Consider the following 16,585-nt stretch of genomic DNA (forward strand, 5'->3'; position numbering starts at 1 on the left):
CCGCGGTGGCCGCCCGACACTAGGGTGAATGACATGCATTGGATGACACGGATGACCTCATGGGCCAAAAGCCACGTACTGGCGGTCGATACCGCCATGACCATACTGGTCGCCGCGTTGTTCCTGTTGATGACCGCCTCTACCGGCTCCACCCCCGGCGTACTGTTCTCCTGCCCCGCGATGGTATGCGATCTGTGGCAGATCGCCATGCTGATTCCCGTAGCCACACGCCGGTGGCGCCCGGAGCCGAGCGCGTGGGCGATTGTCGCGCTCTCGGTCGCCCAGCTGATCGTCGGCCCCGCACTCGTTCCCTCGGATATGTTCGCACTGGCCGTCTTGTACGCCGTCATTGTCTACGGCAACCCGATGCACAGCAAGCTGTTCGCCTGTCTCGGGCTCGCCCTCGGCATCCTCGCCTCACTCACGCTCGCGGTTTCCACCAGCGTCGGGCCGGTGTTCGGCACCGCGACCTCGCCAATCACCGTCACGTTGTGCCAAGGCAACAACCCGCATACCTGCGCACAGGATTTCCTCTCGGCGTTCACGGGTGGCCTGATCCTGATCACCCTGTGCATCATCACCGCGATTTTCCTCGCCTACTGGCAGCGCGCCCGCAACGCCACCATCGCCGCGCTGAGGGAGCGCAATGCATCCCTCAAGGCCGGCGAGCAGGAGCGGCGCCGGATTGCCGCCCTGGCGGAGCGCGCCCGAATCGCACGCGATATGCATGATGTGGTCGCGCACACCCTGTCGATCATCATCGTGCAATCCGATGGCGGCAGATACGCCGGCGCCTCGAATCCGCAGATCGCCAAAGACACTATGCACACGATCGAGCATGAGTCGCAACGCGCGATGGAGGACATGCACCGTCTGCTCGGCGTATTCGGCGAACCCGACCACGCCGACTACCGGCATGTCGCCGCGCTGATCGACGAGTCCCGACGCTCCGCGGCCGATACGGACATCAGTTATCGGATTGTCGGGGAACCGCACCCGGCGAGGCTGAGCGAAACCGCGAGCACGGCGATGTACCGCATGGTGCAGGAGGCGTTGACCAATGTGCGCAAATATGCCGGCCCCAACGTGCACGTGGAAATCGAAGAAGCGTGGTCAGGCACCCGCTTGACCGTCCGCGTCAGCGATGACGGGCGGGGCGCCAGCGCGGCGGCGGACGGTCACAAACCGGGATTCGGCCTGCAAGGCATGAGCGAGCGGATCGCGATGGCCCACGGCAGCGTGCAGGCCGGGCCGAGGCTCAGCGGCGGCTTCGAAGTCCTGGCGAGTGTGCCGTACCGGGACGCCGAACATGAAGCCGAACTACATGTCACCGCTTCGACCGCAACTTCGCCGGCACCGGGCGCGGGCGAACCTGCGGCCCGTCAGTCACAAGAAGCTCTGACCGGCGCGGGCGAACCAACCATTCCGGCAACTGATCTACAGCACAGTAGTACAGTCGGCGACGAGCTCGCCCCCGTCCGGCAGCCACGGCAGAACACAATCAGCGGAGGAACGCCGGTGCGACAAAGCATCGCACCCGCATCACTGCCGTTGCCGGCGCGCCCTACGCGGATTCCTGACATGCTGCGGCGGTGCTTCCACGACCGCCGTCCGGCGCTGCCTACTGCGGAAGATCGCACAGACGGCGCCACGAATACGGTCGAACGCATGTCCATGTGGTGGGAGCGTCACTATCTGGCGTCAGACATCCTGTCTGGTCTCATCTTCATCGCGTTCTTCGGCCTGTCCGGGGTAAACGTGGGCAACAATCTCGAATTCGTGCTCACCGGCAACCAGACACATGCCATCAGCCAAACCGACATCTGGGCGGTGACGGTACTGGTCATCCTGCCGTGGATGTTCAGACGCCGTTTTCCACAGGCGAGCGCCATATTCGCCTTCATTTTCGCCATACTCCAACTGCTGGTTATGCCGTGCATCCTATTCGTCAACATCATGTCGCTCGGCGTGCTCTCCGCCGCAATCCTCTATGGCAACAGGCGCTCCACCAACCGGGCGATCGCCGCGGCCTCGACCGCCACATGCATGTGCGCGCTGTGCGTGTTCTCCGGAGCCATGGGGTATACCTCCCTGCTCGCCATGCTCGCCGATCTTGCACAGCTGCAACGTCCCAGCGGCGCCATACTGATTGAAACGGGCTCCGCCTTCGTCACCGTCGGGCTCATGTGCCTGATCGCCATCGTCGCAGCGATATGGAAACGCACAAGCGGCAACGATGCGCTCGTCTTGCAGGCGCGTGAACAGGCGCTTAACGAGGAGGCCCGCCGGCAGCAAGTGCTCGCCGCGAACGTGGAGCGTGACCGGATCAGCGCGAATATCCAAAGCGAGGTCACCGACACCCTCCAATCCGTAATCGCTTGTACCCATGAGGGGCTCGCCATGTTCGAACACGCGGAACAGGAAGGGACCGAGCCGGATGCAGCCGCAGTCTCCGAGGCATTCAAACAGATCGGCGAGCAAGGACGTGCCGCTCTGGCACGCATGCGCGAATTGCTTGGCGTGCTGCGCAAAACCGGGTTCAGCGACGAGACGCACGACCGATCTGCGGATATCGCCCCGCTCGCCCCGGTTTCTCCGCCTGCCTCCGCCTCCTCTGCCACCCCGGCTACGCAGGATTCCCAAACCACACCAGTTGCTCCGACCGCTGCGACAACTCCTGCCGCGGTCTCGGATGCGCTACCGGCCGCCGAAACTACCGCCTCCGGCACCGCCGCCACCACCGCCGAATCCCCCGGATGACCCCGAACCTGAGGAGCCGAGCGTGGTCTGTACTGCGCTCTGGACTTCAACGAACCCGTCGTTGAGCTGCGCGCCCAAATCCGCGAAAGACGACGACGCGAATGCCGTGACACCGGACCCGCCGCCAGCGGTCAAGCCAGCGACAACACCGCCGGCCAGAATCGTCCGACGGTACATCCAATACACGAGCGAACCGGAGGCATGGTCGTCAAGCCACTGCGGGTCGGACAGCTCAGGAACCGAACGGGCGAGTTGACTCATCACCTGTTCTGACAGCCCGAAAGCCGCCGCATAGACGAGGTATTTGTCCCACAAGGCAAGCTCCTGCGTGCCACGATCTGTGAAATCGCTGAAATCATTGAGATATTGTTTAAACGCTTCCAGTTGCGAAGCCAACTGACGGCCGTGCTCGTTCAAACCGGAGAACCGCATCAGGCCCATACATAAGCCCACACACAACGCGACCGGAAGAATCGTCACCAATTGTAGGAACAGGTTGCTCGATAGCAACGCGCAACTGGCCACCAGATAGATGAACGCGATGATGCTGACGACGATGCCTCCCCGGCCGGCACAGTGAGGTTCAGTTTCGAGAACTCCCCCTCAAGCTGCGTCACCATGGTCTGCTGTTCTTTCGCGCCGCGTTTCCAGTCATTCATCAGGGAACGCATCTGCTTCATGTCGAACACCCGGGTCTTACCGTGTTTGCCCACCGCCTCAAGGAAATCCAGCAGGTCGGTCTCGCTGTCGCACAGGTGCAATGCCGCACGGCCACGGGAATCCTCGCCATCTGCTTCGATTACGATGGTCACGTCATCAGGTTTGACGGCGATGCTCGTGCGCCCGTCCGACCGGTCCACGTGATATTCGACGGCCGGGGTTTGCTCGACCCCCGACAAAACGGTGGCGTCACTCGCGCCGGATACATCAATGCCGTCATGGGATTCCGCCGTACCAGGCAGGAGCCTGATAGCATGTTTGGATGCGAGCGAGAGCATGGTGGCGCTCAGTGCACGCGCATTCGTCTGCGATGGAGGGCAATGCCCGATCAGCGCGTTGAGGCGCGCCGCGTTGTTCGGCGTCATGTCGGGCGGCTCACGACGATATGCGGCGTCGTTGGGGAACGACGTCTTGCGGATGCTGCCGCGCAGGCAGGCGAGCATGGCCGCGCACAGGGTGATGCCTATGGCCGCGATGATGAACGCGCGCATCACCAATTCCCTGTGTTTGGCGTCGCGGTATCGCGCCCAGCGGTCCATCTTGTCCTGCTCCGAGGTGAGATCAGACTCTCCCGGTGTTCGCCCGGCTCATGACGGGCGACATCGTTCATCTGGGCGATATCGACCATGGCGACCACATCGAGATACATGCCTGATTTCACGTTCTTCGCCGAGAAATGCAGCGTTCCGTCTTTGTCCCGTGTGGTCTGTGAGAACGGGCCTTCGAAGTGCAGCCAAGTCGCTGAATTCTTCGTCGTGACGCCATCGGGGAAAGTCACCGTCCCCGTGACTTCACCGATCGGGACGGTGTTTCTGGTGCCAATCGGCTCCCACTGGAATGTGGCGACATCATCGTAGGCGGTGGACACCCCTTCGAAGGTCATCGTAATGTCGAACCCCATGCTGTCGGTGTCGTCAGTCGCGGGGATGCTCCAACCGATTTCAATAGTGGGGTACTGATCCGAGTAGCCGCCCGAGGCGTCAGGCTTGTCACGTTCCGGGTCATACGTCTTCGTGCTCACCCCGGCGCGTTTGATATACCAGTGTCCAGCATACGTGGAGTCCCATAGTGACGTGGACTGGCTGCCGGGCACGACCGGGTCTGCCTGGGTGTAAGTTTCGCCGGTCGTGGTGTTCTTGACGCTCACCCCGGTGATGGCAGTGAGTTGGTCGGGGTCAAGACGATACTGCTGGTACAGTTGCCGCCACGGCTTGCCCCGCTTCTTGAGCGTCACATCGACATGCTCGCGAATCTTCAGGTCGCCGTTGCGTTGCACTTCGACCTCATAGTTGGCGCTCCGATACGTCATGTCCGCAGACGGATAGATGTCCAAGTAGGTCCTGACGATGATATAGGTGCACGCGAGCACCACTGCAAGCGCGATGCCGACCGCCCTTTTCCACGCGCTGGCTGTTGACTTCACAGCTGGCAACTCCTTGTGCTCCATGCCGCAACGGAATCGCCGCCGTGGCTTGTTCCGGATGCCTTGTCCGGTATCAGCCCGCACGTCCGCCATGGTCGTTCCCGAGCATGATACGTCGTTCAGTATCTCAGGAGTGCGGTACATCACCGCGCCAACCGCGCATCCGCCCCTCCCTGTCATTGCATCTCAAGCCTCGCACGCCGTGTGGGTCGCGCGCGAACCGTGCCGCATCCTAGCGCACGCCCCCACCTGCGGATACAGTGGAGACTATGAATCAACAGCAGCACATCCGCGTGGTCATCGCCGACGACCAGGAACTCGTCCGTGCCGGATTCGCCATGGTCATCGGGTCCCAGGCGGATATGGAGGTCGTCGGGCAGGCAGGCGATGGCAATCAGGCAGTCGCGCTCGCGCAAGAGTTGCATCCTGATGTCGTGCTCATGGACGTGCGTATGCCCGGCATGGACGGAATCGAGGCGACACGCCGCATCACCGCAATGGAACCAGCGGCCTCTCACCCCAGCGACACGCCCGGCTGCGACGCCGAGAACGCCGACGACGCCGAACGCGTCACCCGTGTCATCATTCTGACGACTTTCGATCTGGACGAGTATGTGATGTCCGCGATCAATGCGGGTGCGTCGGGCTTCCTGCTCAAGGACACCGAGCCGGAGACCCTGCTGGCCTCCATCCGTACCGTGTACCAGGGCAACGCGATCATCGCCCCGTCCGCGACCAAGCGGCTGATTGAGAACATGGTCGAAGGCAAGCTCGCCCCCACCGTACGACCGGGGGCGTCCGGTGGCAATGAAGCACAGTACACCGATCCTGAGTTGTCCGACCTGACCGAGCGCGAGCGCGAGGTGCTCATTGAAATCGCGCATGGGCTGAGCAATCAGGAAATCACCGACAAGCTGTTCATCAGCCTGCCGACCGTGAAAACGCATGTGGCGCATATCCTGGCGAAAATCAACGCGCGCGACCGGGTGCAGGCGGTTGTCTTCGCCTACGAGAACGGGCTGGTCCGCCCCTAGTCGAGATACGACGCCCCATGCCGGTGTAGATATCACAAGTGGCCCGCCACTGCCTGACGCAGTGACGGGCCACGATTGGTATGCCGTCTTGCATGCCAGTCGGCATGCCGTATCTGGTTACGCTTCAGCGAGCGCCTCGACCGGCGGCGTCTTGACCGCACGCCGTGCCGGGAAGACACTGGCGAGCAGAGCGGCCACCGCGGCGACCACAAGCACAATCAGGTTGAGTTTCCAATCGCTGATGAACGCGGTGTCGCTGTACAGGCTGAGCACCATGTATGAGCCGACCCAGCCGAAGGCGATACCGAGGATTTCTCCCGCAATACCGGCGACCAGCGAGATGACCAGCGATTCGACTGCCAGCGACCAGCGCAACTGGCCGCGGGTCATGCCGATGGCACGTAAGGTCGCGGATTCGCGGGTGCGTTCGATCACCGACAGGCTGAGCGTGTTGGCCACGCCGATGAGGGCGATGAGCACGGCGACCGCGAGCAGGGCGATCAGCAATGCGAGCATCGTATCGACAATCTGGTTCCATTGGACGCGTTCCGCGATTGGACCTGACAGGGAGGACCCTGCGCTTTCGCCGATTGCCGTCTGCGCTTTGGTGATGATGTCCACAGCCGAGGCATTGGACGTATCGACTGCGGCGAGCAGCATATGTCCGTCCGCCTGCACTTGCTTGCTCTGGAAGTAGGACTCGTTGACGAACAGGGTGACGCTCACATCCGTATCGACATTGCGGTAATCCCGCTGGATGACGGAGAAGGTCAGCGTGTTGGCGCTGGACGCTTCGCCGCTGCCGCTATCGTCCGAAGCGGTGAAACTCACCTGCCCGTTCTTGAACGACAGGACCTTGCCAGTGAACGCAGAATACGTTGGTGCCAGTGCCTTGCCCTCGCCGAGGCTAACCCCGCCCAAATCCGCGCGCAGCACCTTGGACAGCGTCGCCGTATCGGGAACGCCGATCAGGGTGGCGCTGCGTTCCTCGCCGCCGACGGTGACGGAACCGCGGGCAATTGGCGCATACAGTGTCGTCTTCACGCCGTCGATCTTGGCGATCTTGTCGGCGGTGGACTTGCTCAGCTTGCTGCCTTTGGCGACCATATCCACGCTGTAGTGTGTGTCGAGGGTGTTGTTCATCGTCTGCTTGGCGCAGGCGGCACCGGTTCCGATGCACGAAACGAGCGTCACGCCAATCAGCAATGCGACACCGGTGGAGGCGACACGCCTCGGGTTCTTCTGGATATTGGCGTGTGCAATCTTAGCCGCCGGTCCGAACAGCGCGGCGAAGGCCCCGCCGAGGCGCATGAGCAGCGGCATCCAGAAGACCGCGGTGACCACCAGGCCGATGAAAATCAGGGCGCATCCTGCGATTGCGGCCAGCAGCATCGTCGAATACCTGTCGCTCAAATCCGAGGACGACAGCGCCGAGCGAAGCATCATCACCGCGCCGACGGTCAACACCAAGCCGAGGGCGATGAGCAGGAAGCCGATGACACCCCGGGCGATGCCGGCGCGCTTATTGTCGCTGACTTCGATAGGCCGCAGCGCTTCCAGCGGGGTGACGCGCGTGGCCGAACGCGCCGACCCGATTGAGGCGAGCATGGTCATGACGACGCCGAAGACGAGCGGAATCACGAAGACCTGCCAGGTGAATACCAATCCGCCGGTCATGCCGAGGCTCGCGAGCGCGTGGCTGTGCACCACAATCGCCATAATCGCGGAGCCGAATGCAATACCCAGCGCCGAAGCAATCAAGCCAAGGATGGCCGCCTCTCCGATGACGGACCGATATAGCTGGCCTTTCTGCGCGCCGATGGTGCGCAGCAGCGCCAAGGTGCGGCGACGTTGGGCGACCAGCACCTGGAAGGTGTTAGCGATGACGAGCGCGGCGACGAACATCGCGAGGATGCCAAAGCACATGAGGAACACGGTGACGGCGTTGGTGCCGGACTGGCTGAGCGACTTGAGCGCCTCATCTCCCGCCTTCTGCCGGGTTTCGATGCTGTAGCCTTCCGGAAGCAGCTTTCTGATTGCGGGGACCGCGGCATCGGCCTTCGATTCGTCGATATCCAGGGTCATGCCGGTGAACATCAGGTCGGATTCACTGTCGGCGCCCTGGAGTTTCGCCATGGTATTGTCGCCGATCACCGCGGCGCCGCCATAGGAGCCGTACGCACCGTTCGTGTCTTCGGTGAAACCGCAGACCGTCAGTTCGACGCTGTCGCTTCCGCTGATGCCGGAACCGTAGTTCGCGGCGAGCGTCACCTTGTCGCCGATGTTCACCGACAGTTGGTCGGCGAGCTTGGACGGAAGCGCGATCTGCCCGTCTCCCGTCGGCTGGTGCCCTTTGGCCATCTTGACCGGCAGCAGGCGGTCGTCGCTTGACGCGTTGATGGCGAGCAGCGTGGCGCTCTTATCCCCCGTTGACGCGTTGACCGGCAGCATCTGCTGGATGTACGTGGATTTCACACCGTCAGTGGTGTTAATCTGCTTGGTTTTCACGTCGCCAACGGTGGGCATCGAACCCGATCCGCTCATCGCGGACGTGCTTTGGATGATGTAGTTCGCCTGCGCATACTGGGCGGTCAGCTGGGTGCGCAGGGTGTCGTTGAGCGTGTTGCCGAACAGGAAGGTGCAGGCGATGAACGCCGTGCCAATCAGGATGGCGATTCCCGCAGGAACCAGCATCTTCATGTTCTTTTTCATCATTTTGATCGTTATCGACCACATGGGAATGTCCTTGCTTGTCTCGTGTCTGATTCAGCGGTTGAGGCCGGCATCCGGCGTGGCGGCGACAGGCGGCTGCGGCACGCCTTCGGACAGGTTGAGGGTGGCGCGGCGGCGTTCCTGCATGAGCAGCTCGCTCATCTGGTCGGCACTCGGTTGCTCGACATCCGCGACGATCTGACCGTCCGCGAAGACGATGGCGCGGTCGGCGTAGGAGGCGGCGACCGCATCATGCGTGACCATGATGATGGTCTGCCCCAGTTCCTTGACCGAACGCTTCAAGAAGCTCAGAACTTCGGCGCTGGAGACGGAATCGAGATTGCCTGTCGGCTCGTCGGCGAAGACGACGGAGGGCTTACCGATGAGCGCGCGTGCGATGGCGACACGCTGCTGCTGGCCGCCGGACAGCTCGTTCGGGCGATGGCCGAGCCGCTCGCGCAGACCCAGCGTGTCCACGAGCATGTCGAACCACTTACGGTCGGGCTTCTGGCCGGCCAGGGTCAGCGGCATCAAGATGTTCTGTTCGGCGGTGAACATCGGCAGCAGGTTGAAGCTTTGGAAGATGAATCCAATCTTGTGCCGGCGCAGCAGGGTCAGCTGCTTGTCGTTCATCGTCGTGATATCGGCACCGTCAAGCAGGATATGGCCGCTGGTGGCGGAATCGAGACCGGCGAGGGTGTGCATGAGCGTGGACTTGCCGGAACCGGACGGGCCCATGATCGCGGTGAACTTCCCTCGTTCGAATGCGACATTGACATGGCGCAGCGCGTGGACCGCGTTCTCGCCGGTACCGTAGATCTTCACCAGGTCGACAGCTTCGACGGTTATGGGATTCGGGGTTGTCATGGATCTTCCCTCCACTCGTTCGTCCGGAACCTTTCCTGGACGTATATCCTCAAATCTATCGGAATGCAGGTGGAAAACCCATCATGCGCGAGATGGAAAACGCGTCTGAGGCGGTATCATCCTCGAGAATGATGCATCAGTGGAATCCCTGAGTATGCCGGCGACACGCCGGAACATGGGGTTGGGGTTGCTGTAGGGCTGCCGGCGCGACTTAGAGCAGGACCATCGCGGCGATTACGAGGACGGTGAATACGATGGTCGCTACGAGAATCGCCCAATCAGCCGAACGCATCGCCAGACGCACCCGGTAGGAGCGCTTGACACCGGGCAGTCCCAATCCGCGCGATTCCATAGCCCAGCCGACGCTGCGGCTCATCCGGTAGGCACGGATCAACACGGCGACGATGACCGGAACCCATGCGCGCGCCCGTGCCAGCATCAGCGAAAACGGGTTGCGGATGCCTCGCATCCGTGCGCCTTCCCCGGACAGATCAAGGCCTCGCGCACGCTGGGCGTCACGCACCTGAGTGACAATCCGCGCGAAAACCGGGATGTACCGCAAGGCGGTCGCCAGCGTCAGACCAGCGCTGTACGGCATGCCCAAAGCGACCGCCCCGCGGATGAGTTTCGCCTGGCTGGTGGTGAACAGGGTGAGGAAACAGGCGAAACCGAGCGCGGGAATACGCAGGCCCATCACCGCGGCCATGAGCAGGTTCTCCCGGGTCAGCCGCAGCCACCCCCAGTCGACGAGCACATGCGTGCCGGAACGGTCGAATATCGGCCAGAGCACTACAATCAGCACGATGATGACGGCGAGAATCTTCCACACCCATGCGATGTTTTTCCACGGAATTTGGTCGGTGAGGAGCATGAGATGTTCAAGAATCAACGCCGCGAGCATGAGCGGCCAGCTGCGCCAGATGAGGCACAGGACAAGCAGGACGAGCGAGATGAGGAATTTGACACGCGGGTCGACGCGGTGCAGCCAGCCGTCGCCGGGAACGTACAGGTCGGCGTCCATCAGTGGCCCTCCCCGTATTCGCAAGGTTCCGGCAGCCCAAGTTCCGGCTGTACATGTTCCAGTTGGCCGTTTTTCTGCGGCTCGATCCGCCCGGCGGCGCGCACATGCCCGTCCTCGAGTTCGATGAGATAGGTGCAGCGTTCGCGCACCGTACGCATATCGTGACTGATCATCACGACGGTTGTGCCTTGCCGGCAACGTTGCGACGCCGCGTCGAGCATCATGCCGGACAGTCGGCGGTCCAGTCCAGCGGTCGGCTCGTCCAGCACAAGAATCGGCGTGTCCATGGCCAGAACGGACGCGAAGGCGACCAGTCGGCGTTGGCCGTAGCCCAAAGTCGCCGGCGATTGTCCTGCGATATCCTCGAGACCGAAGCGGTTGAGCAGCCGGTCGACGCGGCGGCTGATTTCCTCGCGCGGCGCACCCAGGCACAACGGGCCGAAGGCGATTTCCTCGCGCGTGGTGGAGCAGAAAATCTGATGATCGGGGTTTTGGAACGCATACCCGACATGGGAGGCCATCTCGCCGACACGGCGCCCGCCCACATGCAGCCCGTCAACGGTGACAGTACCGGCGCTGGGTTGCAACATGCCGTTGAGATGACGGGCGAGGGTGGTTTTACCTGAGCCGTTGCGCCCAATCAGGCCAACGAACGCACCGCGGTCGATGGCAAGGTTCACGTCGTCGAGGGCGGCGGAACCGTTGCCTCCTCCGGGATACCGGTAGGTGACGTGCTCGAAGCTGATCGCGGGCTTCCTCTCCCCTGTCCGTACGGCAGCATCCGTGACAATCGCCGGTGGGCCGGGTTCTCGCCCCGGCAGGGCGACCCCCAGCTCGATCAGCTTGTCCCGATATGTTGTAAACAGCGTGGTATCGCCAAACGCGGCGATGCTGCCAGAATCCAACAGCATGATGTGGTCGGCGTATCGGGCCAGCCCGTCTGTATCCTGCTGGGCCATGACAATCGTCAACTCGCGGGTTGCGCGAATCGTGTCAAGCGCTTGGAATACTTCCCGGGTGCCTTCCGGATCGAGCGCCGCCGTCGGCTCGTCGAGCACAAGAATGCGCGGATGACAGGCCAAAGCCGCGGCGATCGCCACCCGCTGCATCTGCCCTCCTGACAGGCTAGTCGGTACACGCCGGCGATACCCGTCCATGCCGACCAGGTGCAGCAACCCGTCGATGTGCTCGTCCATACAGCCGGGATCGACACCGTGGCTTTCCATTGGGAAGGCGAGTTCGTCTTCCACACTGGCACAGAACAGTTGGGATTCCGGGTCCTGTTGGACGTATCCGACATCGCTTGACAGTTCGGCGATGCTACATTCGGCGGTGTTGCGTCCGGCGACGGTCATCGTACCGCGCATGGTGCCGTCGTCCGGATTCGGGATGATACCGGCGAGCGCCATGCACAGCGTGGATTTGCCGGCCCCGGTCGGGCCGATGATGCCTGTGAACGATCCGGGCAGGATTGAGAAATCCAGCTCGTTCAATGCCTTGACCGGTTCACCTTCGTCCGTTTGCGGGGTATACCACCAGCTGAGGTGGTTCGCCGTGATGATCGGGGCGTCGTTCATATCAGGTCGTTCGATCGTCTGTGCCGTCAGTGCCGTCTGTGCCGTCAGTCGCCGTCCAGCGGGCGTCAGTTGACACTGCCCGATGGACGGTAGGAATCTGGCGTTTCGGTCCGCTCTGCGGCATCGCTACCGGCATCGGCAACGGTGTTGGCACCGACATTTGCGCCGGTACTGGTGTCAGCGGATGCCCCAGTGTAGTCCTGAGGAATCGCAACGGCGGGCTGCACGCCCAGATTGCCCATGCGCACCAGCGGCGGATAGGCCTTGCGGACCGCGGCGAACAGGGCATAGGCGATGACCAGGCCGACAACCATCTGGCCGGTGTTGCCCAGGACCTCGCCCAAGGCCGGACCCCAGCCGGACAGGATGCCTCCGGCGATGAGGTAGCCGAACACTTTCCACACGCCGGCGATGACGGAGCCGGCGATGATATTGGCCGGACGGAACTTACGCTCGATCAGCCCGACGAGCACGGCTTGCAACCCGTCGATGACGAAGGTGAACACCGCCCACTGCGGATAACCGGACAGCAGGTCCGACAGTGCCGGCCCCAGTCCGCCGATCACGCCGCCGATCCACGGGCCGAACGCGTAGGCGGAGAAGAAGATCATTGCATCAGACAGGTTGAGGTATCCGCGTGTCGGTGTCGGCAGCTTCACCAGCATGGTCAGCACCGTGGTCAGTGCGGTCATGATGGCAATCAGCGGAATCATGCTTGCTTGGAATTTGGCTTTGGTTTGTGCAGCCATATTTCCTCTCTTCTTGAACATCGATCCTGTGCACCCGTATGTGGATGCGTCAGGCCAATATCTTACGGATGACGGCGGCGCGATCGGCCCCCACGTCCATATCGCGTGAACCCTGTGGCTCAGCCTTTCACGGTCAGCTTGTAGTAATCAGGCAAGCCCATGTAATTGAAGGACAGCGAACCGACTTGCTTGCCGGCGGCCGCCGTCACATTCGTATACCACAGCGGAATCACAGGGAGATCCTCAAACAGCAGTTCCTCGGCCTTGTGATAGTAGCCGATCGCCCCGTCGAGCGTAGTCTGCCGGGCTGCCTGATCGATCAGCGCGTCGAACGCCGCGCTCTTGTAGTCGCCGTTGTTCAGGCCCTTGCCGTCCGCCGACGCGGAGTCATACGCCTGTACCAGATACCCTTCGGGGTGCGGATAATCGGATTGCAGGCCTTGGATGAACGCGGCGCCGACCGTTCGGTTATGGATCGCGGTGCTCAGCTCCTTGGATGTCGAGAAGATCAGCGGTTGCGCGTCGATGCCGAGCGCATTCGTGATGGAATTGCAGATCGCGTCGATCCACGGCTTGTTGCCGCTGTCCGTGCTGTAGGCGAGTCGGAAAGTCCCTTCCCATGGGCTGATGGCATCCGCCTGTTTCCACAGTTTCTTGGCTTGTGCCGCATCATAGTCGAGTACAGATGCCCCGGCGAGGATTTTGCTATACCCTGCGATGGTCGGCGCAGTGAAGTCAGTCGCCTTGGTGGCGGTACCGTACAGGACTTTCTTGATAATCGTCTCACGGTCGACCGCATGGGCGATCGCGGCACGGCGCAACTTGCCCTCCTTGCCGGAGAAATGCGCCATATTCTGCGGTATCGTGAAGGATTTGAAGCCGGGGCCGGGCTTACTGACAGTTTGCAGCTGTTCTTTGCTGTAGGTTTTCAGCGCGCTTGACGGAATGGAATCCAACACGTCGAGGTTGCCTGCCAGCAAGTCGGAGTATGCGGCGTCGAGGCTTGTGTACAGTTCGTAGGTCACTCCCCCGTTCTTTGCCTTGCGCGGACCGGTGTATCTGGGGTTGGGCACGAGTTTGATTTCCTTGTCATGCGACCAGGATGCAAGCTTGTACGGCCCGTTTCCGACCGGGTGTTCACCGAATGCGTCGATGTCCTTGTACGCGCTGGCAGGCAATGGCAGGAACGCCACATCGCCGACCTTGTACGGGAATGAGGAGTCAGGGGCGGCGAGCGTGACGTCAAGCGTAGTGTCGTCGACAACCTTCAGGCCTGACAGCTGGGCGTTCTTGTCGCCGTTTTCGTCTTGCAGTGCGTCGTAGCCCTTGATCGTGGAGAATATGGCGGCCCCTAGCTGCCCGTTGGCAGCGTTGGTGGCGAAGGACCATGATTTCGCGTAGGTGGAGGCGGTAATCTTCTCGCCGTCGGAGAAGACGAGTCCCGAACGCAGTTTGATGGTGTATTCCGAGGCGTCGGCGTTCGGGGTGATGGATGTGGCGTCCGCGTAGACCAGTTTGCCGGCAGCGTCGAAGGTGACCAGACCTTCGTACAGCTGTGTAACCACCTTCCAGCCAGCAAGGTCGTCAGTGTTGCTCGGAATCAGTCCTGCGGCAGGCTCCACATTGTTGACGGTGACGATATTCCCGGCGCTCGATGACGCTGAGGCGGATGCGCCCGCGGATGGCCCCGAAGAACACCCCGACAGCATCATCGCGGATGCGGCGAGGACCGCGATGGCGGCCCGTTGCAGGAAGGTACGACTGCTGTTCTTCATGGTCGGCTCTTTCTCTCTCGTTCATGTGGTCTACCGTGCGGTTGCAGGACGAACAGGTCACGCAGGCACGGTCAAGGACGTGCATGGCGCGCAAGCGTCGGCATGCGAAGTCCAATATCAACATTCCATAGTGTCGAGGACATTGTGCTCAGAACGCAATCCGCGGACCGCCCCGATCACGAGTGCACGCACGACGTCACAAAAGCCCGACAATCAGGTCGCGCCGATCATGCCTTGACGACACCACCACAACAGCAGCATTGCGAAAAACGCGGGTGCGACGGTCATCACTCGCTGCACCCGCGCAACCAATCACACAAGGCTATGCTCGCACTTGAATGTGCTTACTTTGCGTCACTTGGCCAGACCGGACTCGCGCAGCGCCTTGAAACCGCCCTCGAGGTCTTCGATGATGTCGTCGATGTTCTCGAGGCCGATGGACAGGCGGATCGTGCCCTGGTAGATGCCCTGGTCCTCAAGCTCCTCCGGGGACTCCTGGGAGTGCGTGGTGGAGGCCGGGTGCACGACGAGGGACTTGGCGTCGCCGACGTTCGCGAGCAGCGAGAACAGGTGCAGGTTGTTGATGAACACGCGTGCCGCGTCCTTGCCACCCTTGATATCGAAGGTGAAGATGGAGCCGCCGCCGTTCGGGAAGTACTTCGCGTACAGATCATGGTCGGGGCGTCCCGGCACGGCCGGGTGGCTCACGGACTCGACTTCCGGCACGGTCTGCAGGTATTCGACCACCTTCAAAGCGTTCTGCACGTGGCGCTCGACGCGCAGGGAGAGCGTCTCGGTGCCCTGCAGGAGCAGGAACGCGGCGAACGGGGACAGCGTGGCGCCGGTATCGCGCAGCAGGATGGCGCGGGCACGGGTCACGAAGGCCACCGGGCCGAGGGCCTCATAGAAGTTGAGGTTGTGGTAGGAGGGATCCGGTTCGGTCAGGGTCGGGAACTTGCCGGGAACAGCTGCCCAGTCGAACTTGCCGCCTTCGACGATCACACCGCCCAGGGTGGTGCCATGACCGCCGATGAACTTCGTGGCAGATTCCACCACGATGTCGGCGCCGTGCTCCAGCGGGCGGAACAGGTACGGGGTGGCAAAGGTGTTGTCAACGACGAGCGGCAGGTTGTGCTTGTGGGCGATGTCGGCGATGGCTTCGATGTCGGCCAGGTCAGCGTTCGGGTTGCCGAAGGTCTCGATGTAGACGAGCTTCGTGTTGTCCTGGATAGCGTCCTCGAAGTTCTTCGGATCGCTCGGCTCGACGAAGGTGGTGTTCACGCCGTCACGCGGAAGCGTATGGCGAAGCAGGTTGAAGGTGCCACCGTAGATGTGCTTGGAAGCCACGATATGGTCGCCGGTCTGCGTGATGTTGCGCACCGCGTATTCGACGGCTGCTGCGCCGGATGCGACGGCGAGGCCGGCGGTGCCGCCTTCGAGCGCTGCGATGCGGTCCTCGAACACACCCTCGGTGGTGTTGGTCAGGCGGCCGTAGATGTTGCCCGGGTCCTGAAGGCCGAAGCGGGCCTCAGCGTGATCGAAGTTATGGAAGACGTAGCTCGTGGTGGCGTAGATCGGGACCGCGCGGGAATCGGTGGCGGGATCCGCCTCTTCCTGGCCGACGTGCAGCTGGAGGGTCTCGAAACGGTAGTGGTTGTTCTTTTCAGCCATGGTGGTGCTCCTTGGTTCGGTGGTGTGGTTGTTGTCCGTCTTGCTCTCACATCCCCGGCCTTGCAACCGGTTGGTGAGGTGTTGATTGGGACATTAGGTCAGCCTCGCAAGCCTTGCAACCTTGCCGTTATCGCACTTGCCTATAACCGTTTAATGTGCCTTGCGATCCATGGGATTGACGGCATCGGGAAACACGAAAAAACTTGTCCGCAAGCACGCGACACGCCGGACATGCGACATGCGTACGACACCGATGTGCGGACAGGTGGGGGCTTG

At 62.0% G+C, this 16,585-nt stretch carries 12 protein-coding genes; 2 read left to right on the forward strand and 10 right to left on the reverse strand.

Features of this window, described 5'->3' with window-relative positions; translation table 11 throughout:
• Nucleotides 1–33: 33 nt before the first annotated feature.
• A complete protein-coding gene (locus K315_RS0104815) occupies nucleotides 34–2,760 on the forward strand; it encodes a sensor histidine kinase (RefSeq protein ID WP_029576428.1) in 2,727 nt (908 codons plus the stop codon).
• On the opposite strand, the gene K315_RS10850 is transcribed toward K315_RS0104815, so the two are convergent.
• From K315_RS10850 to K315_RS10860, 3 genes are read right to left on the reverse strand one after another with little or no spacing between them, the layout of a single operon-like run.
• Entirely contained in the window at nucleotides 2,698–3,285 is a 588-nt protein-coding gene (locus K315_RS10850; protein ID WP_161786015.1) for a DUF2207 family protein, read from the reverse strand. The two genes, K315_RS0104815 and K315_RS10850, sit on opposite strands and share 63 nt — an antisense overlap.
• Nucleotides 3,237–3,971, reverse strand: coding sequence for a DUF2207 family protein (locus tag K315_RS10855; RefSeq protein WP_029576430.1), 735 nt, complete (start codon nucleotides 3,969–3,971; stop codon nucleotides 3,237–3,239). The genes K315_RS10850 and K315_RS10855 overlap by 49 nt, the downstream gene beginning before the upstream one ends.
• A complete protein-coding gene (locus K315_RS10860; RefSeq protein ID WP_029576431.1) occupies nucleotides 3,971–4,903 on the reverse strand; it encodes a DUF2207 domain-containing protein in 933 nt (310 codons plus the stop codon). The genes K315_RS10855 and K315_RS10860 overlap by 1 nt, the downstream gene beginning before the upstream one ends.
• A gap of 269 nt (nucleotides 4,904–5,172) precedes the next feature.
• Here K315_RS10860 and K315_RS0104835 point away from each other — a divergent pair, with 269 nt between their 5' ends.
• On the forward strand, nucleotides 5,173–5,937 hold the full coding sequence (locus tag K315_RS0104835) for a response regulator (RefSeq protein WP_029576432.1): 765 nt from the start codon (nucleotides 5,173–5,175) through the stop codon (nucleotides 5,935–5,937).
• 117 nt (nucleotides 5,938–6,054) lie between these two features.
• On the opposite strand, the gene K315_RS0104840 is transcribed toward K315_RS0104835, so the two are convergent.
• From K315_RS0104840 to K315_RS0104870, 7 genes are all read right to left on the reverse strand, one after another.
• On the reverse strand, nucleotides 6,055–8,673 hold the full coding sequence (locus tag K315_RS0104840) for an ABC transporter permease (RefSeq protein WP_029576433.1): 2,619 nt from the start codon (nucleotides 8,671–8,673) through the stop codon (nucleotides 6,055–6,057).
• A gap of 30 nt (nucleotides 8,674–8,703) precedes the next feature.
• Nucleotides 8,704–9,516: an ABC transporter ATP-binding protein gene (locus K315_RS0104845; RefSeq protein WP_029576434.1), complete on the reverse strand. Its 813-nt coding sequence runs from the start codon at nucleotides 9,514–9,516 to the stop codon at nucleotides 8,704–8,706.
• Nucleotides 9,517–9,727: 211 nt separating this feature from the next.
• Nucleotides 9,728–10,537 (reverse strand): energy-coupling factor transporter transmembrane component T family protein, encoded by an 810-nt coding sequence (locus K315_RS0104850; RefSeq protein ID WP_029576435.1) that lies wholly within the window; start codon nucleotides 10,535–10,537, stop codon nucleotides 9,728–9,730.
• Nucleotides 10,537–12,114, reverse strand: a complete 1,578-nt coding sequence (locus tag K315_RS0104855) for an ABC transporter ATP-binding protein (RefSeq protein ID WP_033520446.1) — start codon at nucleotides 12,112–12,114, stop codon at nucleotides 10,537–10,539. The genes K315_RS0104850 and K315_RS0104855 overlap by 1 nt, the downstream gene beginning before the upstream one ends.
• A gap of 65 nt (nucleotides 12,115–12,179) precedes the next feature.
• Nucleotides 12,180–12,863, reverse strand: a complete 684-nt coding sequence (locus K315_RS0104860; RefSeq protein ID WP_029576437.1) for an ECF transporter S component — start codon at nucleotides 12,861–12,863, stop codon at nucleotides 12,180–12,182.
• A 119-nt stretch (nucleotides 12,864–12,982) separates the two neighbouring features.
• Complete coding sequence (locus K315_RS0104865) at nucleotides 12,983–14,638, reverse strand: peptide ABC transporter substrate-binding protein (RefSeq protein WP_029576438.1); 1,656 nt, start codon at nucleotides 14,636–14,638, stop codon at nucleotides 12,983–12,985.
• A gap of 354 nt (nucleotides 14,639–14,992) precedes the next feature.
• Nucleotides 14,993–16,309: an O-acetylhomoserine aminocarboxypropyltransferase/cysteine synthase family protein gene (locus K315_RS0104870; RefSeq protein ID WP_029576439.1), complete on the reverse strand. Its 1,317-nt coding sequence runs from the start codon at nucleotides 16,307–16,309 to the stop codon at nucleotides 14,993–14,995.
• Between the last annotated feature and the right edge of the window lie 276 nt (nucleotides 16,310–16,585).

The sequence above is a fragment of the Bifidobacterium thermacidophilum subsp. thermacidophilum DSM 15837 genome, from assembly GCF_000426425.1.
Taxonomy (GTDB): domain Bacteria; phylum Actinomycetota; class Actinomycetes; order Actinomycetales; family Bifidobacteriaceae; genus Bifidobacterium; species Bifidobacterium thermacidophilum.